Source organism: Sunxiuqinia sp. A32 (assembly GCF_052690465.1).
In genome coordinates, this window is record NZ_JBQYLI010000021.1 from 66,903 (window position 1) to 89,159 (window position 22,257).

The 22,257-nt window shown below is 38.1% G+C and carries 21 protein-coding genes; 16 read left to right on the plus strand and 5 right to left on the minus strand.

Annotation, left to right across the window (positions count from 1 at the left end):
• Positions 1–55: 55 nt before the first annotated feature.
• Together ACUNWD_RS17855 and ACUNWD_RS17860 are read right to left on the minus strand one after the other, a co-directional pair.
• Complete coding sequence (locus ACUNWD_RS17855; RefSeq protein ID WP_445589215.1) at positions 56–1,306, minus strand: ABC transporter permease; 1,251 nt, start codon at positions 1,304–1,306, stop codon at positions 56–58.
• Between the two features lie 38 nt (positions 1,307–1,344).
• Entirely contained in the window at positions 1,345–2,331 is a 987-nt protein-coding gene (locus tag ACUNWD_RS17860) for a lysylphosphatidylglycerol synthase transmembrane domain-containing protein (RefSeq protein ID WP_445589216.1), read from the minus strand.
• Between the two features lie 185 nt (positions 2,332–2,516).
• On the opposite strand from ACUNWD_RS17860, the gene rsmA reads away from it, so the two are divergent.
• The 6 genes from rsmA to ACUNWD_RS17890 all read left to right on the plus strand — a co-directional run bounded on the left by rsmA (position 2,517) and on the right by ACUNWD_RS17890 (position 7,384).
• Positions 2,517–3,299 carry a 16S rRNA (adenine(1518)-N(6)/adenine(1519)-N(6))-dimethyltransferase RsmA gene (gene rsmA / locus ACUNWD_RS17865; protein ID WP_445589217.1) on the plus strand — a complete coding sequence of 261 codons (783 nt, stop codon included), beginning with the start codon at positions 2,517–2,519 and terminating at the stop codon, positions 3,297–3,299.
• Positions 3,300–3,303: 4 nt separating this feature from the next.
• A complete protein-coding gene (mgtE, locus tag ACUNWD_RS17870) occupies positions 3,304–4,662 on the plus strand; it encodes a magnesium transporter (RefSeq protein WP_445589218.1) in 1,359 nt (452 codons plus the stop codon).
• A complete protein-coding gene (locus ACUNWD_RS17875) occupies positions 4,662–5,117 on the plus strand; it encodes an ATP-dependent zinc protease family protein (protein WP_445589219.1) in 456 nt (151 codons plus the stop codon). Before mgtE ends, ACUNWD_RS17875 begins: the two co-directional genes overlap by 1 nt.
• A gap of 27 nt (positions 5,118–5,144) precedes the next feature.
• Complete coding sequence (gene rimK, locus ACUNWD_RS17880) at positions 5,145–6,017, plus strand: 30S ribosomal protein S6--L-glutamate ligase (protein ID WP_445589220.1); 873 nt, start codon at positions 5,145–5,147, stop codon at positions 6,015–6,017.
• A 10-nt stretch (positions 6,018–6,027) separates the two neighbouring features.
• The gene (locus tag ACUNWD_RS17885; protein ID WP_445589221.1) at positions 6,028–6,990 is read left to right on the plus strand and encodes a succinylglutamate desuccinylase/aspartoacylase family protein; all 963 of its coding nucleotides are present in this window, start codon (positions 6,028–6,030) and stop codon (positions 6,988–6,990) included.
• A gap of 154 nt (positions 6,991–7,144) precedes the next feature.
• Entirely contained in the window at positions 7,145–7,384 is a 240-nt protein-coding gene (locus ACUNWD_RS17890) for a Nif11-like leader peptide family natural product precursor (RefSeq protein WP_445589222.1), read from the plus strand.
• Between the two features lie 14 nt (positions 7,385–7,398).
• Here ACUNWD_RS17890 and ACUNWD_RS17895 read toward each other — a convergent pair whose 3' ends face one another.
• Positions 7,399–8,712, minus strand: a complete 1,314-nt coding sequence (locus ACUNWD_RS17895; protein ID WP_445589223.1) for an ABC transporter permease — start codon at positions 8,710–8,712, stop codon at positions 7,399–7,401.
• Between the two features lie 165 nt (positions 8,713–8,877).
• On the opposite strand from ACUNWD_RS17895, the gene purH reads away from it, so the two are divergent.
• The 7 genes from purH to ACUNWD_RS17930 all read left to right on the plus strand — a co-directional run bounded on the left by purH (position 8,878) and on the right by ACUNWD_RS17930 (position 17,645).
• Positions 8,878–10,467, plus strand: a complete 1,590-nt coding sequence (gene purH, locus ACUNWD_RS17900; RefSeq protein WP_445589224.1) for a bifunctional phosphoribosylaminoimidazolecarboxamide formyltransferase/IMP cyclohydrolase — start codon at positions 8,878–8,880, stop codon at positions 10,465–10,467.
• Positions 10,468–10,517: 50 nt separating this feature from the next.
• Positions 10,518–11,540, plus strand: coding sequence for a rod shape-determining protein (locus ACUNWD_RS17905; protein WP_445589225.1), 1,023 nt, complete (start codon positions 10,518–10,520; stop codon positions 11,538–11,540).
• Between the two features lie 36 nt (positions 11,541–11,576).
• Positions 11,577–12,398, plus strand: coding sequence for a rod shape-determining protein MreC (gene mreC / locus ACUNWD_RS17910; RefSeq protein WP_445589226.1), 822 nt, complete (start codon positions 11,577–11,579; stop codon positions 12,396–12,398).
• A 22-nt stretch (positions 12,399–12,420) separates the two neighbouring features.
• Complete coding sequence (gene mreD / locus ACUNWD_RS17915) at positions 12,421–12,897, plus strand: rod shape-determining protein MreD (RefSeq protein ID WP_445589227.1); 477 nt, start codon at positions 12,421–12,423, stop codon at positions 12,895–12,897.
• 6 nt (positions 12,898–12,903) lie between these two features.
• Positions 12,904–14,727 (plus strand): penicillin-binding protein 2, encoded by a 1,824-nt coding sequence (mrdA, locus tag ACUNWD_RS17920; RefSeq protein WP_445589228.1) that lies wholly within the window; start codon positions 12,904–12,906, stop codon positions 14,725–14,727.
• A 1-nt stretch (position 14,728) separates the two neighbouring features.
• Positions 14,729–16,156 carry a rod shape-determining protein RodA gene (rodA, locus tag ACUNWD_RS17925; protein ID WP_445589229.1) on the plus strand — a complete coding sequence of 476 codons (1,428 nt, stop codon included), beginning with the start codon at positions 14,729–14,731 and terminating at the stop codon, positions 16,154–16,156.
• A 187-nt stretch (positions 16,157–16,343) separates the two neighbouring features.
• Positions 16,344–17,645 (plus strand): KamA family radical SAM protein, encoded by a 1,302-nt coding sequence (locus tag ACUNWD_RS17930; protein WP_445589230.1) that lies wholly within the window; start codon positions 16,344–16,346, stop codon positions 17,643–17,645.
• Positions 17,646–17,658: 13 nt separating this feature from the next.
• Here the strand turns inward: ACUNWD_RS17930 and ACUNWD_RS17935 are convergent, their stop codons facing one another.
• Entirely contained in the window at positions 17,659–18,258 is a 600-nt protein-coding gene (locus ACUNWD_RS17935; protein ID WP_445589231.1) for an acyl carrier protein phosphodiesterase, read from the minus strand.
• A 160-nt stretch (positions 18,259–18,418) separates the two neighbouring features.
• On the opposite strand from ACUNWD_RS17935, the gene ACUNWD_RS17940 reads away from it, so the two are divergent.
• A complete protein-coding gene (locus ACUNWD_RS17940; RefSeq protein ID WP_445589232.1) occupies positions 18,419–19,339 on the plus strand; it encodes a carbohydrate kinase family protein in 921 nt (306 codons plus the stop codon).
• Between the two features lie 42 nt (positions 19,340–19,381).
• Here ACUNWD_RS17940 and ACUNWD_RS17945 read toward each other — a convergent pair whose 3' ends face one another.
• Complete coding sequence (locus tag ACUNWD_RS17945; RefSeq protein WP_445589233.1) at positions 19,382–20,380, minus strand: DMT family transporter; 999 nt, start codon at positions 20,378–20,380, stop codon at positions 19,382–19,384.
• Positions 20,381–20,699: 319 nt separating this feature from the next.
• Here ACUNWD_RS17945 and ACUNWD_RS17950 point away from each other — a divergent pair, with 319 nt between their 5' ends.
• Entirely contained in the window at positions 20,700–21,596 is an 897-nt protein-coding gene (locus ACUNWD_RS17950; protein WP_445589234.1) for a tetratricopeptide repeat protein, read from the plus strand.
• A 186-nt stretch (positions 21,597–21,782) separates the two neighbouring features.
• Positions 21,783–22,163 (plus strand): DUF7670 domain-containing protein, encoded by a 381-nt coding sequence (locus tag ACUNWD_RS17955; RefSeq protein WP_445589235.1) that lies wholly within the window; start codon positions 21,783–21,785, stop codon positions 22,161–22,163.
• Positions 22,164–22,257 lie beyond the last annotated feature (94 nt).

Genomic DNA, 22,257 nt, shown 5'->3' on the forward strand with positions numbered 1-22,257 from the left:
AAAATAATAAAAAGGGTGTGTTGGCTGTGACTTATTCGAGCTAAAAAAAAAGGTTTTATTCGAAACGGATAGTTTTTCCCGGATCAATTCGGCTAATAAAGTAAGATGGGCCAATAAGCATTAATAGCGTTATTGCCAGGGCCCCAGCGTTCAGAAAAAATAAATGGAGGATAGAAAGGTTTATGGGCACCGTATCAACGTAATATGAAGCAGGATCGAGTTGTATGATTTGAAAATAATGTTGCAATAAACCAATAGCTATTCCAAGTAAATTGCCCCAAAGTAATCCTTCCCCAACTAAAAAAGCAGAAAGGTATAAAAACACTTTACGGACATTTGTATTTGCGGCTCCCATTGATTTGAGTATTCCAATCATTTGTGTCCGTTCAAGAATGATAACTAGTAAGCCCGAGATCATATTGAATCCTGCAACCAAAACCATTAGACCAAGAATAATCCACACATTCATATCAAGCATATCAAGCCAGTCAAATATGTGAGGAAACTTTCTTTTGATATTGATAACACGTAAAAGAGGTGCATCTTCTTCAAGATGGGCAAGAATTAAATCACGTAGTTGGTACTCTTTTTTATCCACTTCATCCGCATTGTTCAGATAGATTTCGAAAGCACTGATTTGATCTTCTTTCCATGAATTTAATCGCTGAACGTGCCTGATGTCAATGAGGACAAACATGCGGTCAAACTCCTCCAGTCCAGTTCTGTAAATCCCTCCAACTTCAAATTTCCGTATTCGAGGTACAGTTTCGTTTTGATTGAGGAAATACATGCGGAAGCTATCCCCCAATTTCAATTTTAGCATGTTTGATAGCTGCTGTGAAATCCAAACATCATTGGTTCGCAATGAGTCTAGTTGAATCGCCCTGCCTTCAACTTTATTGTTTTCGAAAAAAGTCCAATCGAAATCATCGGCAATTCCTTTTAAAATCACGCCTTGTATTTCATCCTCAGTATTGATCATTCCAGGCTTGGTGGCAACTTTCTGGATGTGGCGGATGCCATCCATTTGAGTAAGTTCTTCCAAAAAAGATTGATTACTCGAGATCGGAGAGGTTTGGTAGGATTGGTTGCTGTCGTAATTCGCAATCTGCAGTTGAGATGCAAAACCATTCACCTTGCTTTCGATTTCACTTTGGAAACCTGTAACGATTGCAACGGCCATGATCATCACAGCCATGCCAAGGCTTATGCCAGCTACTGCTAGTCGAACAACCCTACGTGAAAGCCTTTGATTTTGATCTTTCGAGGAGAATAAACGTTTTGCTATAAAAAGTTCGGTATTCAAAATGGCAATATTAAATTGTCCACGTAAAACTACAAACTTTAATTGGTTCTTCGGTTAATGAATGGTAACACAAGTAATGAAATTAAGCCAAGCAGGATTAGCATAAAAGTCATAGAACCATGTGCCAAAAACGCAAATATCAAACCGTCTGATTTGTCAATTCCATATACGATCAGGCTTTGGACCACCATAAAGTGCCAAGTGCCAATACCGCCCTGTACAGGGGCAACCATTCCAAAACTGCCCAAAACAAAAGTTGTCAGCCCTGCAATGGCAGAAAGATGAGAGGTAAAATCGAAGGCAAAGAAAACCACGTAAAGCATGATGTAATACATCACCCAAATAAATACCGAATGGAAGATGAAAGCACCCTTGTGCTTCATGTCTTTGATTGACTTTAAACCTTCACCAAAATTATTGATGATCTCTTTGACCTTTGAGAATGCAGCCGTTTTTTTCAGTTTCTTTCTAAAAACGTAAATCAGGATAATTACAAAAAGAATCCCTAAAATGGCCCATGGAGAGAAAGCTATCGAGTTGAGTTTATCTTTAATATCCGGATTATTATTTAAAAACTTGATTACTTCCCCAAATTGTGTGACAACCACAATAAAAGTCAGAATCAAAAGCATAATTACATCGATAATCCGTTCGGTGACAACTGTACCAATGAGTTTTGTAAACGAAATTTTCTCATACCTGGCAAGTACTCCGCAACGTGAAATTTCTCCCATTCGTGGAATGACTAAATTCATTAGATAACCTACCATCACTGAGAGGAACGTATTTAAGAGTCTTGGCTTTTTACCTAGAGGTTCGATCATTAAATTCCATCGCATGGTCCGGCTGATATGACTCAGTAATCCCAGGAAAAGAGACACCCAGATCCAGAAATAATTTACATCATTTGTTAGTATGGATTTAATACGATCAATGTCTTGATCTTTATAGACGAGCCAGAATAATACTATTCCTAATGCTAAAAAGGCAAGAAATTTAAGGATCTTAATTAATTTCTGTTTCAAATCAATCTTGTTTATTGCTGAAAATACGCTAATTTTAATCGCATTTAAAGCATTTTTATTAAGTACTTTTTTAAATTTGCACGCCTTTCCAAGGCAAGATTCGCAGACAAAAATAAATATTTGTTTTAAATCACCTCGGTTTTTAACAACATATATGGAATCGAAGATCAACGATAGTGATAGATATGACCAGTGTAAGGGCCAAAAAAAATCTAGGTCAACACTTTTTGAAGGACAAGAACATTGCCCTTAAAATTGTTGAAAGCCTGCTGACTAACGATACAAAAAAGGTATTGGAAGTTGGTCCGGGAATGGGTGTCCTCACCCAATTTTTACTCCAAAATAGAACCTACGAAACAACAGTAGTTGAAATTGATCGGGAATCGGTTGAGTATTTGAATAAGCATTTTCCTCAGTTAGAAGGAAGAATTCTTTCTGAAGATTTTCTAAAAATGGATTTCAGTCAATATACAACCGAGCGTTTTAGTATAATTGGAAATTTCCCCTACAATATATCCTCCCAAATATTTTTTAAGGTTCTGAATCATCGGAATCAAATTCCGGAGGTTGTAGGAATGATTCAAAAAGAAGTTGCAGAGAGGTTATGCGCTGCACATGGATCAAAAACATATGGAATACTCAGTGTTTTCCTTCAAACGTTTTATGACCTTGAGTATCTATTCACAGTTCATGAACAGGTATTCATCCCGCCACCGAAGGTAAAATCTGCGGTTATTCGCTTGGTTCGCAATAATAAAGAAAATCTAATTTGCGATGAAGTATTGTTTTTCAAAGTTGTGAAAGCAGCTTTTAATCAGCGCAGAAAAACACTTCGCAATTCGTTAAAAGTATTTCTGACGGATGATTTATTGAAAAAAGAAGACGTTTTTTCTAAACGTCCGGAGCAGTTGAGTGTTAGTGATTTTGAAAATCTAACCAGGTTGATACAAGATCAACCCAAAAAATGAGATTATGCAATTCGAGCTAAACAGAGAGTTTGTCGATAGGATTCAGGAATTAATTGAAAATGATCAGTCAAAGGAAGTATTGAAGATGCTGGAAGGACTGCATTCGACTGAAATTGCTGAGGTCATGGAAGAACTCAATACGGAGGAGGCAAAATATCTATACTTACAGCTTGATGGAGAAACTGCATCTGATGTATTGATCGAGATTCCTGAGCATGATCGAAGAAGATTTTTGAAAGTCTTACCCCCTGAGGTTATTGCCAGACAGTTTATCGAATTCATGGATTCTGATGATGCTGCGGATGTGGTTGGAGACTTGGAAGACGAGATGAAAGAAGCCGTTCTCTTAAAGATTGAAGATAAAGAACAGGCTGGTGATATTGCAGATTTGTTGGAATATGATGAGGATTCGGCAGGTGGTTTGATGGCCAAGGAAATGGTTCTGGTAAATGAAAACTGGACTGTTCAGACCTGCCTGAAGGAAATATCTCAGCAAGCAGAAGAAATTGATGAGATTTACTATGTATATGTAGTTGATGATGATGAGGTTTTAAAGGGGATACTGTCGTTAAAAAGGCTGATTTTAAAACCTACTCAAACTAAAATAAAGAACCTGATTGAAGAAGAGGTGCAGTCTGTGAGAACTGATGCAACTCAGGAAGAAGTGGCTCAGGTAATGGAGCGTTATGACTTAGTTGCCTTGCCGGTTGTTGATCATATTGGGAGGCTGAAAGGACGAATTACCATCGATGACGTCGTGGACGTTATTCGGGAAGAAGCAGAGAAAGACTATCAAATGGTATCTGGTATTTCCGGGGACGTTGAGTCGGGTGACCGGGTATGGAATTTGACTCGTGCTCGTCTTCCATGGTTGTTGATTGGATTAATTGGTGGAATTTTAGGAGCGCAGGTTTTAGGAGCGAATGAGAAAGCACTGGCTCAGATTCCGGCAATGGCATTTTTTATTCCTTTAATTGCTGCGATGGCAGGTAATGTTGGCGTACAATCTTCTTCAATTGTAGTTCAAACGATAGCTAGTGGTGCCAGAGACTTTGACTCATTTGGTAAAAAACTGTTGAAAGAGCTCGCAGTCGCACTGATTACTGCCATGGTGTTTGCCTCGCTAATATTTATCTATAATTATACGTTCAGCAATAGTATGAACCTTACTTGGGCTGTTAGTATTTCTCTCTTTATTGTGATAATTTTTGCTTCGATGTTTGGAACAATTATTCCTTTGTTATTGAATAAATTAAAGATTGACCCGGCATTGGCAACAGGACCTTTTATTACAACTATGAATGATATACTTGGATTGATCATGTACATGGTTATTGCAAAAATATTTTTCAATATTCTTTGATGAGAGCACCCCGAATTTTAATAGGTAGAGAAGATAAAGCTGATTTTCCAAAGCTGGAGCTTATGGATATTGAGGTGAAAGTCGATACTGGTGCATTTACATCAAGTTTTCATTGTCATAAAATTTCCATGATTGAAGAAGATGGAGTTGAGAAACTTTGTTGTAATTTTCTTGATCCTGAGCATGAAAAGTATCATAACCGAAAAATTACCTTTGATCAATTCAATTTAAAAAAAGTGAGAAGCTCAAACGGAATCCTGGAAGAGAGGTTTAGTATTGAAACAACGATTCAAATTTTTGATCAGCTTTTCCCTATTGAACTTACCCTGACGGAACGAGGGAGTATGAAATTTCCAGTTTTGTTAGGGAGAAAATTTTTGTCGAAGAAATTTATTGTTGATAGTTCCATGAAAGATTTATCGAGGAGGGGGATTGTCAAATTAATTAAGCATTAAATATTTTAATTCAGCTAAAAATTACTGATGAAAATTGTTGTACTGTCTAGAAATGCCCATTTGTACTCAACAGAAAGATTGATTGAAGCGGGTAAGCAACGAGGACATGATATGCAAATTGTAGATCATTCCAAGTGTGATTTAGTAATAGAAAAGAAAAAACCATCCGTCATCTTTAGAGGTAATCATCTTGAAGGAGTAGATGCTGTTATCCCTCGAATTGGTGCATCCGTAACTTTTTACGGAACAGCTGTTGTAAGGCAATTTGAGATGATGAAGGTTTTTACCGCCGTTGAGTCTCAGGCGCTTGTTCGCTCACGTGATAAGTTGCGAAGCTTGCAGATTCTTAGCCGCGCAGGCTTAGGTCTTCCTAAAACTGTGTTTACCAATTATTCGCGAAATGTGAAAGATATTATTGATAGTGTTGGCGGGGCACCTGTTGTGATTAAATTATTGGAAGGCACCCAGGGGCTTGGTGTGGTTTTGGCAGAAACAGAGAATGCTGCAGAGTCTGTAATTGAAGCATTTAACGGATTAAAAGCAAGGGTGATTATTCAAGAGTTTATAAAAGAAGCAAAAGGGTCTGATATCCGCGCTTTTGTGGTTGATGGGGTTGTTGTTGGAGCGATGAAGCGTCAGGCTAAAAAAGGTGAATTCCGATCAAATCTGCATCGCGGAGGTTCTGCTGAAGTTTATCAATTGTCGGAGGACGAAGAAAATGCAGCCTTAAAAGCAGCCAGAGTAATGGGTTTGGGTGTTGCTGGTGTTGATATGTTACCTTCGGAGCATGGTCCATTGATTCTGGAAGTTAATTCCTCTCCTGGTCTTGAAGGCATTGAGGAAGCGACAGGTACGGACATCGCCAGAAGTATTATTCGTTATGTAGAAAGAAACGTATGATTTGTCCGTCATGGTGAAGCGAAAATCAATGGTTATTTTAGATACGGAGATTCGTCCCGGGAGGAAGACAATCCTTAATTTGGATATTGCCAGGCTACATAACCGTACAAAAGTGGAAATTCCTGTTATTGTGCAACGTGGCAGGGAAGATGGACCTGTTCTTCTGCTAATTGCCGGAATTCATGGGAACGAGGTGAATGGTGTTGAAATCATTCGAGAGCTTATTTCCCGGAAAATTAACAGGCCGGATAAAGGAACAGTAATTTGTATTCCGGTACTAAATGTCTTTGGATTTCTAAACCAAACCAGGGATTTTCCTGACGGAAAAGATTTGAATCGGTTTTTTCCAGGTTCAAAGACGGGGTCGTTGGCAAGTATTTTTGCTTACTACATGATGAATGAGATTATGCCACATGCTGATTATTGTATTGATTTTCATACGGGTGGGGCTGACCGGTTTAATAGTTCTCAAATTCGAATAAGCCGGGACCATCCAGAGTTGTTGGAGTTGGCTCAGGTTTTTAAACCTCGCTTTATTGTATATGCTCCAGAACGAGAAAAGTCTTTCCGGCAGGTTGCAACTAAAATGGGGAAAAAAGTAATTTTATTTGAAGGGGGCAAGTCACTCGATTTTCATAAACGTATTACCATGCGCGGTGTGAATGGTGTAATGCGAACGATGCACCATCTCGGGATGAGAGATTTCTCTGATGAAATATCAGCCAATGAAATAACTGAGCCGATCGTAATAAATCAATCTTCTTGGTTTCGGGCAAGGCATGGTGGACTTTTTCGCTTCTTTTTAAAAGATGGTGCCAAGGTTGAAAAAGGAGAAATAGTGGGTAGTATATCCGATCCGTATGGTAGTTTCGAACATTTGGTGAAGATTCCACATGATGGTTATATTATTGGAATGAACCATGCTCCAATTGTTTATCAGGGAGATGCCTTGGTTCATTTAGGAACCGTGTAGTATTTTTTAGCGACAAATTTTCGGCACATGGTTTGCCCATATTGGTAATATGCCTGTTACTTTAGGAAAATCAGACAATTCGGTAATGTCCGTGTTTTATTTCCTACAAAAATGTATGAAACGGGTGGGTTGAAAACTATCAAAATGAAGAATTATGGCAATTAATGATGCAATGAAATTTATTAAAAATTCGCAGGAAGATAAAGAACTTCGTCAAACGATAAATCAATTGTCGGTAGAAGGAATTTTTGAAATATTACCACATTTTGGGTACGAATTCACAATGGATGAATTTGAAGAGTCAGTAAATATGATGCATGTTAAATGCCAGTTCGAAGAAGAGGCTAATCGGTTGATGCAAACAGCCATGTGGTTTCGGATGGCTGTTTCGTAAAAAATCCAAACAAATTATACTGTATTGATGGCTTCAACAGGATCTAGTCTGGAAGCAATAAGGGCTGGCATGAAACCTGAAACAACGCCAATTATCCCAGAGATCATTATTCCCAGGATTATATTACCAAGCGATAGTGATATATTCATGTCTGCTATCGCATTGAAGATGCTGGTTCCTGCAAAAATAAGCAGTAAGCCAGTTATTCCGCCAAGTAGTGATAGAATGACTGATTCAAAAATAAATTGGAGTAAAATAAAATACTTTTTAGCTCCTAAAGATTTTTGAATTCCAATGATTCGGGTGCGTTCTTTTACTGATACAAACATGATGTTGGCAATTCCAAACCCGCCGACCAAAATACTGAAGCCACCAATAATAGAACCTGCCACATTAAATACCGCAAAAAATGCGTCAAATTGATTGGAGATTGCACTGACTTCGTTGATGGCGAAGTTGTTCTCTTCCATTGGGCGGAGCCTTCTCAGCGATCGCATAATGCCTTCAATTTCTGCAACAAATTCATCTCTGCTAACAGTTTGTTTTGCTTTAATATTGATTGTTTGTCCCCGATCTCTATTTCTAAAATCAACCATGCTTGCTGCATAATTTACAGGGATGTGTATTCGTTTGTCCATGCTGGTGCCAAACATATCAGAACCTTGTTTTTTATATGACCCGATAACTAAAAGTCGATGCCCCTGAATTTTTATTTCGTTCCCAATTGGATCTCGACCTTCAAATAATTTCTCAACTAATTCAGTTCCGAGTACTGCGAGTGCAGCTCCTGTTTGACTTTCTGATTCCGTAAAATATCGTCCTTTTTCGATTTCCAAATTCCAGGTATCAAATAGTTCATAAGATGAAGCCATTATCTCAGTATTCTCAGCTTTGGAGTTTTCAAACTGAACCGTTGCTCCAAAACCAAATAAAAAAGCTGCATCTTCTGTTGTTCTCGAACGCCTGGCAATCTCCTCGGTTTCTTCAATTTGTGGGACTGGACGATTTAAGTATTTCCACCATGGATATTCACTCTCTCCCTCAGGAGGCGTCCATGGCCACTTTTGTACATAAATCATGTTGCTACCTAATGAATTCAAACTGTTTCGAATGTATCCTTCCAGTGAGTCAATAACAGTGAAAACAGAAATGATGGCAAAAATGCCAATTGTAATGCCAAGAAGTGATAGGAATGTGCGTAGTTTATTTGCACGCAAAGAATTACCTGCAAACGAAAAACTCTCATAAATCAGGCGAGCCAGCAACATAATAAAAATGATTTGAAAGTAAAGATAGAACAATTCCAGACGATTTCTGAAAATATTCATTTTAATTAAATAGAAATTCGAAGGATGGTGTATTTGCAGGTGAACTATTGGGTTAATTATTTTCACTATTTTATTGTCAATAAAAAATCCTGAAAAGCCACGTTTTTCAGAAGATAAATCAGTCGTTTTTTATTATCTTTGTGCATCAAATTTAAAATGCTATAAATGAATGATTTAAAGAAGATTAAATCCGCACTGATCTCAGTTTATCATAAGGACAGGTTAGATGCCATAGTAAAGAAGTTGGACAAGCTGGGTGTAAAAATTTATTCAACAGGTGGTACCCAATCATTTATAGAAGACCTGAATGTTGATGTTTCTGCAGTTGAGGGTCTTACGTCATATCCATCAATTCTGGGAGGAAGAGTGAAAACGCTGCATCCAAAAGTTTTTGGAGGTATTTTGAACCGTCGTGATAATGAGGGGGACAAAAAGCAAATTGCAGAGTATGAAATTCCTGAAATTGATTTGGTGATTGTTGACTTATATCCATTTGAAGAAACAGTTGCTTCCGGTGCTTCCGAAGAAGACATTATTGAGAAAATAGATATAGGTGGAATCGCGTTGATTCGCGCTGCAGCCAAAAACTTTAAAGATGTAATCATTGTTTCTTCCCGCGATCAGTATGGTGACTTGATCGATTTGCTGGATTCGAAGAACGGTGAAAGTGACATCGCAGACAGAAAAGCTTTTGCACGTAAGGCATTTGCAACTTCATCGCATTATGATTCTGCTATCTTTAATTATTTCAATGAAGGTATCACAGATAAAAACCGGGTGAGTTTGAATGATGGACATGTTCTTCGATATGGAGAAAACCCGCATCAATCGGCTACATTCTATAAATTCGATAATGCTGATTCTTCTATTACTTTGGCAAATGCAGATGTGTTGCAAGGTAAAGCTCTTTCATATAACAATCTGTTAGATGCAGATGCAGCTTGGAAATCAGCGAGTGATGCATTTCATGCAGTTTCTCACATTGAAAATAAAGTTGCTGTTTCGGTGATCAAACACCTTAATCCATGTGGACTTGCAGTAACTGATAACATTTTAAAATCGCTTGATCTTGCCTGGGCAGGTGATCCTATTAGTGCATATGGCAGCATTATTTGTTTTTCGGACACAGTGACCGAAGAAGTTGCGAGCTGGTTTGGGAAGAAGTTTGTTGAAATTATTATAGCACCTGCTTTCACTCCCGAGGCATTGGAAGTTTTTGGTAAAAAGAAAAACCTTCGTTTGTTGGTTACTCCAATTAAAGCGGAGACTACAGGTGAGAAATTATATCGTTCAATTAGTGGCGGAATGTTGGTGCAGGATGAAGATGAGGGAATGGATACCGAATTTAAAAATGTCACAAAAATTGAGTTCGATCAAAATAAATTGAATCTTGCTAAGTTTGGTATTACAGCATGTAAACACTTAAAAAGTAATTCCATTGCTTTAGTGACTGAAAACATTGACGGTTCATTTTGGCTGACTGGTGCAGGTATGGGACAACCTAACCGACTGGATAGTTTGCGTCAATTGACAATTCCTCGTTTCAATATGAAGGAAGGAATTAAGATTGAAGAAGCAGTGCTTATTTCAGATGCTTTCTTCCCGTTTAGGGATAGCATTGAAGCAGCCAATGAATATGGAGTGAAATACATTGTTGAGCCAGGTGGCAGTATCCGCGATGAAGAAGTAATTGAAGCATGTGATGAATTTGGAATCGGAATGCTCTTTACTGGTCGTCGTCATTTTAAACATTAAGCGCAAAGCCCGACGGTGGGTGTAATGATAAATTAAGACAAAATATTAACATGGGATTGTTTTCATTTTTAACCCAGGAGATTGCAATTGATCTGGGTACTGCAAATACCATCATTATACAAAACGATAAAATCGTTGTTGATGAGCCATCGATCGTTACGATTGATTTAAAGACAGAGAAACTGGTTGCGATTGGTGAGAAAGCCAGGCAGATGCAGGGAAAAACCCATGCAAACCTGAAAACAATCAGGCCATTGAGAGATGGGGTGATAGCCGACTTTAATGCGGCAGAGCAAATGATTCGCGGAATGATTAAAATGATCAATCCAAAATCAAAGTTCTTTTCGCCTGCGCTGAAAATGGTTATTTGTATTCCGTCAGGTTCAACAGAAGTGGAGATTAGGGCTGTGCGTGACTCTTCTGAACATGCAGGGGGACGTGAGGTTTATATGATTTATGAACCAATGGCTGCAGCAATCGGTATTGGCTTGGATGTGGAAGCTCCGGAAGGAAACATGATTGTTGATATAGGTGGCGGTACTACCGAGATTGCAGTAATCTCTCTTGGAGGGATCGTTACAAATAAATCGATTCGTATTGCCGGTGATGACCTTACTGCAGATATTATGGAGTATATGCGTCATCAACACAATATTAAAATTGGTGAACGTACTGCTGAAGAAATTAAGATTAATGTTGGATCAGCTTTATCTCAGCTGGAAGAGCCACCAAACGATTACATTGTTCAGGGGCCAAACCAGATGACGGCATTACCAATTGAAGTGCCTGTTTCATATCAGGAAATTTCTCACTGCTTGGAGAAATCAATTTCCAAGATTGAAACAGCAATATTAAGTGCACTTGAGCAAACTCCACCAGAATTATATTCAGATATAGTTTCAAAAGGAATTTACCTTGCAGGTGGTGGTGCGTTGCTTCGTGGTTTGGATAAACGTTTATCCGAAAAAATTAATATTCCCTTCCATGTATCGGAAGACCCATTAAGAGCTGTTGCCCGTGGTACGGGTATCGCGCTTAAAAATGTTGATAAATTCTCCTTCCTAATCAGGTAAATGCCTGCATTGGAAGGAGCAAAAACCTTCCTGTAGATGAGAAGTTTGTTACGATTTCTGGCACGTAATTATTTTTTCCTGCTGTTTTTGGTTTTTGAAGCCATTTCCTTGGTTTTAATTGTCAATTATAACAACTATCAGAAAGTTAAATTTCTGAATAGTAGTAATCGGATTTCAGGAAATCTGTTTAATACCTATAATTCAGTCTATAGTTATTTTCAATTGAATCGGGTCAATGAAGAATTGGCTAAGGATAATGCTTTGCTGAGAAAGCGAATTCAGGATATGCTTTTATCCGAGATGCAGGCCGCTACAAAAAAAGTTACTCAAACGGGGCAGAATTATGATTTTGTACCGGTAAGGGTCATTAATAATTCTGTGAACAAACAATACAATTATATTACACTGAACAAAGGGAGTGCAAATGGGATCAAACCAGATATGGGTATTATTGGTCCCGGTGGAGTTGTTGGGGTAATTACTAACGTTTCGGAGCATTTCAGTACAGGGCAAAGTGTTCTTAATAAGCGTTGGGGGCTTTCTGCTAAAATCAATAATTACTTTGGATCGTTGGTGTGGGACGGAATAGATTACCGCTATGCTAAATTGAATGAGATTCCTTTTCATGTCACGCTTCATAAAGGTGATGAAGTTATTACAAGTAGTTACTCTTCCATTTTTCCGGAGGGTATTCGCATTGGTAGAGTGCATGATTTTAAACAGGTAAGTGGTGGAAATTTTTACGATATTACGGTTGAACTTTCCAGTAATTTTAAAACACTTTCTTATGTTGAGGTGGTCTCAAATTTACTGGTTGAAGAACAACTCGACTTGGAGGAATTGAATAAAAATGATTAAAGAAATCTCAAAATATTTTCTCATGTTTATTATCCTGGTTGTTATCCAGGTGATTCTACTAAACAATATTCAATTTAGCGGATATGTTAATCCCTACATGTACGTGCTTTTTATTTTACTTCTTCCATTTGAAACCCCACGCTATCTGATTCTAATATTAGGTTTTTTGTTAGGGCTGGTGATCGATGTCTTTAGTAACACTCCGGGAATTCATGCGTCTGCCACAACTTTTTTGGCCTTTTTGCGGCCGCAGGTAATATCTTTAATTTCATCGCGTGACAGTATCGAGGTGGATTCAAGTCCGCGTGTGAAATCGATGGGAATGCGTTGGTTTTGGCGCTACGCTCTGATTTTGGTATTTGGACACCATTTGTTTTTGTTTTTCATTGAAGTTTTTACATTTAGCGGGTTTATTCATACCTTGTTGCGGAGTTTGCTCAGTACGGGTTTTACTTTCATTATTATTTTAATTAGCCAGTTTTTGATGTTTAAGGATTAAGCAAAAGTGGATTCATTTTCAAAACGAAAATATTTGTTGGGTGGCATTTTTGTGTTGGTGGCTTTGTTGTTTATTGTGAAGTTATTCCGTCTTCAAGTGTTGGATTCTTCGTATAAACAATATGCTACAAAAAATGTACTAAGGCGAGAGGTGAGTTATCCTGCCCGGGGGCTGATGTATGATCGAAATGGTGAACTGATGGTTTATAATCGGGCTGCCTATGATTTGTTGGTTACACCTCGTGAGGTTGGTACATTTGATACTTTGTCGCTTTGTAATATTCTTGAGATTGAAAAAACAGCATTAATTGAAGAGCTCAAAAAAGCAAGAAATTATTCCCGTTATAAACCTTCTGTTATTGTAAAACAGCTTTCTCAGGAAACCTATGCTGTATTGCAGGAACGATTATATAAGTATCCCGGATTTTTCGTTCAAACAAGGACGTTAAGGGAATATCCTTTTAAAACAGCTGCTCATGTTCTGGGATATGTAAGTGAAGTTGGTGCTTCAGATATTAAAAGAGATTCCTACTATTCCCGAGGTGACTATATTGGTTCAACAGGATTGGAGGGCGCCTATGAAAAGGATTTGAGGGGAAGTAAAGGAGTTAACTTTTTTCTGGTTGATGTTCACAATCGTAAAAAGGGAGCCTATCGGGAAGGAAGAAACGATTCTGTTGCAGTACTTGGAAAAAACATAACAACTACGCTCGATGCAAACTTGCAAAGTTACTGCGAATATCTGATGCAAAATAAGAAAGGGAGCATTGTTGCTATTGAACCTTCAACAGGTGAGGTGTTAGCTTTTGTTAGTGCTCCAACTTACGATCCGTCTTTGTTAGTCGGAAGGCAGAGAGGGAGCAATTACTCGAAGCTGGAGGGTGACAGTTTGAAGCCACTTTTCAACCGGGCAATTATGGGGGCTTATCCCCCAGGATCAACCTTTAAATTAATGAATGCTATCATTGCATTGGACGAAGGAACTATTACAACAGATACTAAATTTTCCTGCAATGGGCCAGCCTCAAGCCCAATTAAATGTACTCATAACCACGTAACTCCAATTAGTGTTCGCAATGCGATACGGGAGTCATGCAACCCGTTTTTTTGGAATACGTTTAATTCAATCTTTCGAAAATACCCGACTTCTGTGGAAGGGTTTAACGCCTGGAGAAATCATTTGCTGGATTTCGGGTTTGGACAGAAATTAAGCAATGAATTGACAGGAGAGGTTTCTGGAAATGTTCCCAACGAGTCGTATTACAATCACTATTATGGGGAAAGAAGATGGAATGCTCTAACCATTCGTTCCATGGCGATTGGGCAGGGAGAGTTGTTGTTAACTCCGTTTCAAATGGCGAATATGGCCGCTGCTATTGCCAATCGAGGGTATTATATTGCTCCTCATTTGGTCAGATCTGTTTGGTCGGCTAGCGAGAATGAACAGATATTGGAATTTGAGAGAAATGAATCAGGCATCAGTAAGGATGTTTTTGATGTGGTTATTGACGGAATGCAGGCTGTTGTTGAGGAGACAAATACCCGATATAGAACAGTATTGGATACGATCACTATTTGTGGCAAAACAGGGACTATTCAAAACTACCAGGGGTCGGATCATTCTGCATTTGTTGCCTTTTCACCTAAAGTGAATCCTCAAATTGCCATTTCTGTGTACGTTGAGCATGGAGTTTGGGGAGCAAGATATGCAGCCCCAATAGCCAGCTTGGTTATTGAAAAATATTTAACGGGGCAGATTGCAAAACGTAGGTTGCCTATAGAAAATGAAATGGCCAATGCTAATTTGTTAAATCCAATTCAACCAAAATAGAATGGCAAAAAGAAACAACATATGGGCTAATTTGGACTGGGTGACCATTTTCTTGTATTTGCTACTAATGTTTATGGGGTGGATTAATATATATGCTGCGGTATATAATGAAGAGTTTAGCAGTATTTTTGATATTAGCCAGCGTTATGGGAAGCAGCTGCTTTGGATTGGAGCAGCAATTGTCTTGGCATTTACAATGCTAATAATTGATAGTAATTTTTATGTGTCTCTTGGCTATGTATTGTATTTGGTAATTATCTTTCTGCTAATTACTGTGCTGTTAGTAGGAACCGAAGTGAATGGAGCCCGTTCCTGGTTTCAGATTGGAGGTTTTGCAATACAACCGGCTGAATTTGCGAAGTTTACCACGGCATTGGCTTTGGCAAAGTATGTTAGTTCTTTCAATTTTAAAATACATCAATTTAAATCCTTGCTGACTATAGGAGCGATATTATTGACTCCGGTATTATTAATCTTTCTCCAAAATGATACTGGTTCGGCATTGGTTTTTAGCGTTTTTGTTTTGGTATTGTATCGCGAGGGTTTATCAGGAAATGTCCTTTTTCTGGGGCTTTTGCTTGGAATAGTTTTCGTTGTCACACTCGTTTATGGCTTGGTTGCCTCCATTGCTTTACTTGCCATCGGTGGATTTGTTGTGCATTATTTTATTCAACAACGAATTGTTGAAACCCTTAAAACTCTTGCCATTTTTCTGGCTATGATTAGTGTTGCCTTATTAGGAAACTTTTTGTTGAAACTTGAAAGGTCAACTGCGGAGATAATGTTGTATGTATCTGTTATTGGAGTTATTGTATTTGCGATATATTCCTTTAGAAAGAAAATAAACAAATTGCTGATTGTCTTAGGTGTATTCTTGTCGTTGGTTTTCTTTACATTTTCGGTTGACTATGTAGTTAACAAGGTGATGGAGCCACACCAACGAGTTCGAATTAACGAGTTGCTTGGTTTACAGTCCGATCCGCATGGTTCTGGATATCACGTAATTCAATCGAAAATAGCGATTGGTTCAGGCGGATTTAGTGGTAAGGGCTTTTTGCAAGGGACACAAACTAAATTTGACTTTGTTCCTGAGCAAAGTACAGATTTCATTTTTTGTACGGTAGGAGAAGAGTGGGGATTTATTGGTGCCACTTTCGTGATTGTAATATTTCTGTTTTTTCTGCTTCGGCTCATATTTTTGGCGGAACGACAGCGTTCAATTTTTAGTCGGGTCTATGGATATAGTGTCGCATGTATCCTGTTCTTTCACCTGGCAATTAATATTGGGATGACAATTGGACTGGCTCCTGTAATTGGTATTCCATTGCCATTTTTTAGCTACGGTGGATCATCACTTTGGTCTTTTACGGTTCTCTTATTTATCTTCTTAAGATTAGATGCAAGCCGTACTGAAAAGTTAAGCTATTAGTTGTATTCTGCATCGGAATATGTCCTTTTAGAAGTGCCTGTTTTTTGCTATATTCGCAAGGCTGAAAGAAAAAGGGAAAAATAATTCAATAAATATCATGTTTTTAGGTGGTCGCTAGATGCACCCCAGTTTTCTCATGATATTGGTTATTACTCTTTGTGGTACTAACTCGATAAAACTAAATGAAATGAGATATCGTTCTTACACACTCAACAATTTTAGACAAATTCCACAGATAGAACAAAGATTGAATGAGGATCAAAAGTTTGTTATTGAAGTTGTTGGAACTGTTTTGCCTTTCAAGGTTAGCAATTACATTATCGATGAATTGATCGATTGGGATAACTTTGAAAAGGATCCTTTCTATATACTAAACTTTCCACAAAAAGGGATGCTGTCTGAAAAGCATTTTAGTGAAGTTGCTGAGCTTCTAAAGAATAATGCAGACACAGTTTCCATTAAAAAAATAGTTGATAATATCCGGTTAAAGTTGAATCCGAATCCTGCGGGACAAGAGAGTAATGTTCCAGAGTTGGATGGTGTACGCTTAAATGGAATTCAGCATAAATATCGTGAGACCATGTTGTTTTTTCCATCGCAGGGACAAACATGCCATGCTTACTGCACGTTTTGTTTTCGCTGGCCGCAGTTTGCAATGAATAGCTTTAAGTTTGCTATGAAAGAGGCAGATCTGATGGTTAAATATCTAAAGCAGCATCCTGAAATTACCGATGTGCTTTTTACCGGTGGCGATCCAGCTGTGATGAAAACAAAATTCTTCGAGCATTATTTTAATGCGATTTTGGAAGCGGATCTGGATCACGTGAAAACAATCCGCATTGGAACAAAAGCCCTTTCATATTGGCCTTATCGTTTTACTACTGACGAGGATGCTGATGATTTATTGCGTTTGTTTGAGAAGATGAAGGCGAGAGGAATTACTATTTCCATAATGGCGCATTTTAATCATTACCGTGCGCTGGAAACAAAAGCGGTAAAAGACGCAATACTGAATTTGCAGAAGGTTGGTGTGCAGATAAGGGCGCAGTCTCCACTATTGAGAAATATTAATAATGATTCTCAAATTTGGGCAAAATTGTGGAAAGAGCAGGTCAATTTAGGAATCATTCCATACTACATGTTTATTGCCAGAAATACTGGTGCTCAGGATTACTTTGCGATAAGTTTGGGAGAAGCCTGGAAGATATACCAAAAAGCAATTCAACAGGTAAGTGGAGTTTGCCGGACTGTTCGAGGGCCCTCAATGTCCTGCGGACCAGGTAAAATCCAAATTTTGGGTGTGCAAAAAATAAATGGAGAGAAAGTGTTTGTTCTTAATTTTCTTCAGGGAAGAAACCCGGATTGGGTTGGAAGACCATTTTTTGCCCGTTATGATCCAAAAGCAATTTGGTTGGATGATTTGGAACCGGCACTTGGAGAGGAAGAATTCTTTTTTGAAAACAGCAATCTAAAATTGCACATCGTATAATTCATTGCCCGTTTTAAGCGGGCTTTTTTATTTTCACTTCATAGTTGGTTTCAACAAAATCCAGCAAATCAGCAAAAAAATGTTCGAAGCGTAGTTGAAGCTCCCGGTAGTTTGTTTTCAGCACTTCCATTGCATATTCAGTATGATCTGGCAGGCTTGTACGTTTGGACATGATTTTAAGCGATTGGTAAACTCCATCAAAATTAGCATAAGACTCCAGACGTTTATGCTGAATAAGAAAAGGCAGAAATAATTTTACCCTTGCCGGAAGTACGTTAAAGTTTGAAAGCAATACGGCATGCGTATTTTTTGAAAATTGGCGAAGGGTTTGGTCAGAGTAATTTTGCCAATTTGATGCCAGAAAGTGATCAAAGATGATGTCTGATAATATTCCGGAATATCGGCCAAATTTCTCCCTGAAGAAAGAGGAGAAATCTTTCACTACGAGGTGATGATCGGTATAATAATCGATCTGACGATGCATTAAAATTCCTTGCCGGATTCCCGGATCAAAGTTTTCAAACTGTTTGCCTTTGACATAATCCCCTATGAAATTACCGACTTTAAGCAATTCATTTTCACCCGATAAATATAGATGTGCCAAATAATTCATAGCGGCAATATTAATGGAAATTTGTTGGTTGACCAAGTTGTTCTGTTGTTCCCGGTTTCTAATATAAAGTAACACGCAACCTGAATAAGAGTTGAGATTAAATTTTGTCAGTTTTGCTATCAATTTTCTTCTTAAATTTATGAGCTCAAAACCTTTGATTATGGCGAAGACTATTTTGGCTTTTGGTGAGTTGCTATGGGACCTGTTACCTTCAGGCAAAGTGTTGGGGGGAGCTCCGGCAAATTTTATTTTTCGGATAAATTCATTTGGGGATAAAGGCTATTTGGTTACTCGCCTGGGAAATGATGAATTGGGTGACGAAGCCCTGAGTCTGGTGAAGGGACTTAACTTGTCAACAGAAAATATTCAAACGGATGAAGTTTTTCCAACAGGAACTGTTGAGGTGAAGTTGGATGAGAACGGCGTTCCTGATTTTAATATTATAAAGGATGTGGCATACGATCACATCGAGCTTACCTCTGAAATGATTCAACTGGCAAGAAAAGCCGATTGCCTTTGTTTTGGGACGTTAATTCAGCGATATGGTATTTCAAAAAACACGCTGAGAGAATTGATTCTTGAAGCACCACAAGCCATTAAGTTCCTTGATGTGAATTTAAGAAAAGACTGCTATACTTTAAAAACAATCACTGAAAGCCTCAATTTGACCAACATTCTAAAAATAAATGATGATGAATTGATTGCTCTTAAGGATATGTTGGGGCTTAAGAAAGAAGTGCTTCGAGACATGGCTCAGGAAATGCTGGAGAAGTTTGATAAGCTGGAAATTATATTAGTTACTTTGGGATCAAAAGGTGCGTTTGTTCTATCTGCCGATGGTGAATATTTTTACGACCCTGGATATAAGGTGAAATTAGCTGATACGGTTGGTTCCGGTGATGCCTGTTCTGCTGGCTTTGTACACAGTTATTTAAAAGGACGATCTTTGGCTGAATCGTTGAAGTTGGGGAATGCCGCCGGTGCAATGGTTGCCTCGATGAATGGAGCTACTCAGCCAATCTCTAAAGACGAGATCATTGCTTTTATGGAACAAAAAGATATCGAACGGGTGAGTATCTAGTGGCAATTCCTAATTTCCTTGCAATATTGATAATAAGGATTGTTATATAATCTCTTTTCTTTTTCTGGAATTGCTCATTCTGGCTTTTGCCAGTGACATGACCAACACTCCTAAAACCGTAATTCCACCGCCTATAATTTGGTGATTCAGCGGGAGTGTTTTGAAGTATAAAAAACTGCCGATAAATACAAAGACACCTTTCAGGCTCTGCACAATCGATGATTTTGAAACTTCGATGTATTTGAATGAATAATAGATCATTAATACCGCCAGGAATGGCCCCAGCGTTGCGCCTATTGCAATATTTGCAAGTGATTTGGTTGGAATAATGAAGGATTGACTATAAAAAAACATCATCCCCAATGAAAAGGTGAATAGCCATAATGCCCGGTTGGTATTCATGATTTCGGGGCTCATGGTTTTAATATTCATTTTAACGACCAGCGATGCCGTTGCTGCAAAAATTGCATTAATCAAAACAACGCCTGTTCCGGGAATGAATAGGTCGGCTAAGTTTGTTCCTCCCTGGTAGCTGATGATAAATGCGCCCACTAATGCCAGTATTCCCCCCATTGATTCGATCCAGGTAAAACGTTCGCGCAAAAAGATAATGCCCATCATGGTGAGGATAACCGGGTAAAGGTTTCCGATAAATGAAGTCACTGCCGGATCGGGAATAATTTGGATCGACAAGAAAAAGGTGGTTGTGGTTAAAATTTCCAAAATGCCCAGAACTCCCAATATTCTCCATTGTCTGTTCGATAGCTGCAGAATCGATCGATGTATCCCTTTTTTTAACAACCAGACAGCATTGAGTAACAATGCGATGAAAAACCAGTAAACACCAAATTGTGCAAGATGTATCTCATTCAATGCAGCCTTGCTGAAAATGTAGATATTCGAAAAAGCGATCGTTGCAATCGCCGCAAAAATATATCCTTTAATCCGGTCTGATTTCATGTTGTAAAGATAACCGGATTCATGAGATTTTGTTTTGACTGGGTGATTCTCCAATACTATTTGTAATCCGTCAGTTCCCATTTTGAATATTAATTTTCATTTTGAGAATAGTTTTCCCAATTGAAGAAATATGAGGGAATTAGTGTCTCAATTGATTTGGTTGCTGTATTTGATTGATGGTTATATGTTTGAGGGGAGGTATGTGAAATCTCGTTGTTTTGCAGTTTGCATGATTTGCTTTGGAATGGTTTTTGCCTTAAGGGGCACAAACTTGAATTATTTGGTATCTTTGGCGCTTCTTCTGATTTGATCGTCTATCCATAAATGATATCATCCAATTTTATTCTGAATTAGACTGAATTAGCAGAAATTGTGCGTTAAGAATTATAAAGAAAGAACTATGAAATATTACACTCAGAAGACAGCTTGGGGGTTGTTGGTTTTAATGATCATTTTAGCATCCTGTAGTACATCAAAAGTTATCGTAATGCATCAGGATGTTGCAGCGACTGAAGAAGCAGCTGGAAACTATGTTGCGGCTACAGAAGCATGGAATAATTACTTTGATCAACAATTGAAGAAGGGAGAAGAGGTTACGCCAGAAAATTTTGCGCGTGCTGCAAAATCGGCTGTAAAGGCAGAACGAAATGACCTTGCAGAAAGTTGGTTTAGTCTGGCCAAATCTGCAGGATATACTGATCCTGAAATGCAATTGGCGCTGGCAGATTTGTATTTGGGTAAAAATCAATTGAGCAAAGAGTTGGCAGAATTGGAACTTTTTCGTGAAAAGTATAGCGAGAATGAAGGCATTGCAAAAGTGAACGCGCGCCTGTTTGACATTTATACCAATATTGGAGAAGAGCAAAAGGCGTTAGAAATCTGGTCCGGATTGTCTGATAAGGATCGTCATACTGAAAAATACCTAAATAAATATTTCAAAATCGTGATGGATCAGGACGATGATTCAGCAACTGAGGAAGTAGCGGAGGCATTGATTAAGGTAAATCCATCGCATGTAAAAGCACTTGAGTGGTTGGGAGAACGTTACTACCACAAAGCGGAAAATCAATATAAAAAAGAATTGGCCGACTATAAGAAAAATCATACACACCTGCAGTACTTGCACCTTAATAAGCAATTGAAAATCATCAATGCCGATTTTAAGAAGTCACTGGATCATTTTACTAAACTTTGGGAAATTGAGCAAAAGAAAGTGTATGCTGGTTACTTGTCAAATATTTATACTCGATTTGAGAATACTCAAAAAGCGAATTATTACCGAAAGTTTGCAAACTAATTTAAGCTGAGTTTATCTGATTAGCTGGGGCTGATGGTTTTTAGCCTTCATTCATCTTTATTGAGGTTAATTTATTTTAAGGAAAAATAGAGCGTAGATAGGTATTGAATTGGATTTTGGAAAAGCATTTTGTTTGGCGAGTGAAAAACCTTACATTCGAAAGAACCGTATTTCCGTAAAAAAGCCATGTCAAAAATTATCAAATTTTATCATTGGGCACCCCGCATACTCTGTTTATTAGCTATTGCTTTCGTGAGCTTGTTTGCTCTTGATGCTTTTCAACCAGAATTAAGCATTTGGAAACAAATTCAAGCTTTTTTAATGCACCTGATTCCCTCCTTTATTTTATTGGCAATCTTATTAGTTGCCTGGAAATGGGAATTAGTTGGGGGCGTTGTTTTCATTGTTATTGGACTTGCATTTACTCCAATGGTCTACACGCATAATTTCAACATGAATAATTCGCTTTGGATGAGTTTACTAATTATTGCAATGATAACTTTCCCTTTTGTTTTGGTGGGTGCATTGTTTTTGCTTAGTTATTTTAAGAAGAAGAAATCTGTTTAAAACTGTCTGCTTTTATCATTGACTCGTCCTAAAAAAAGTTTACAGGTTATATATTCAAATTTATCTGTTTTTTATAATAATTCTTCCATCTTTT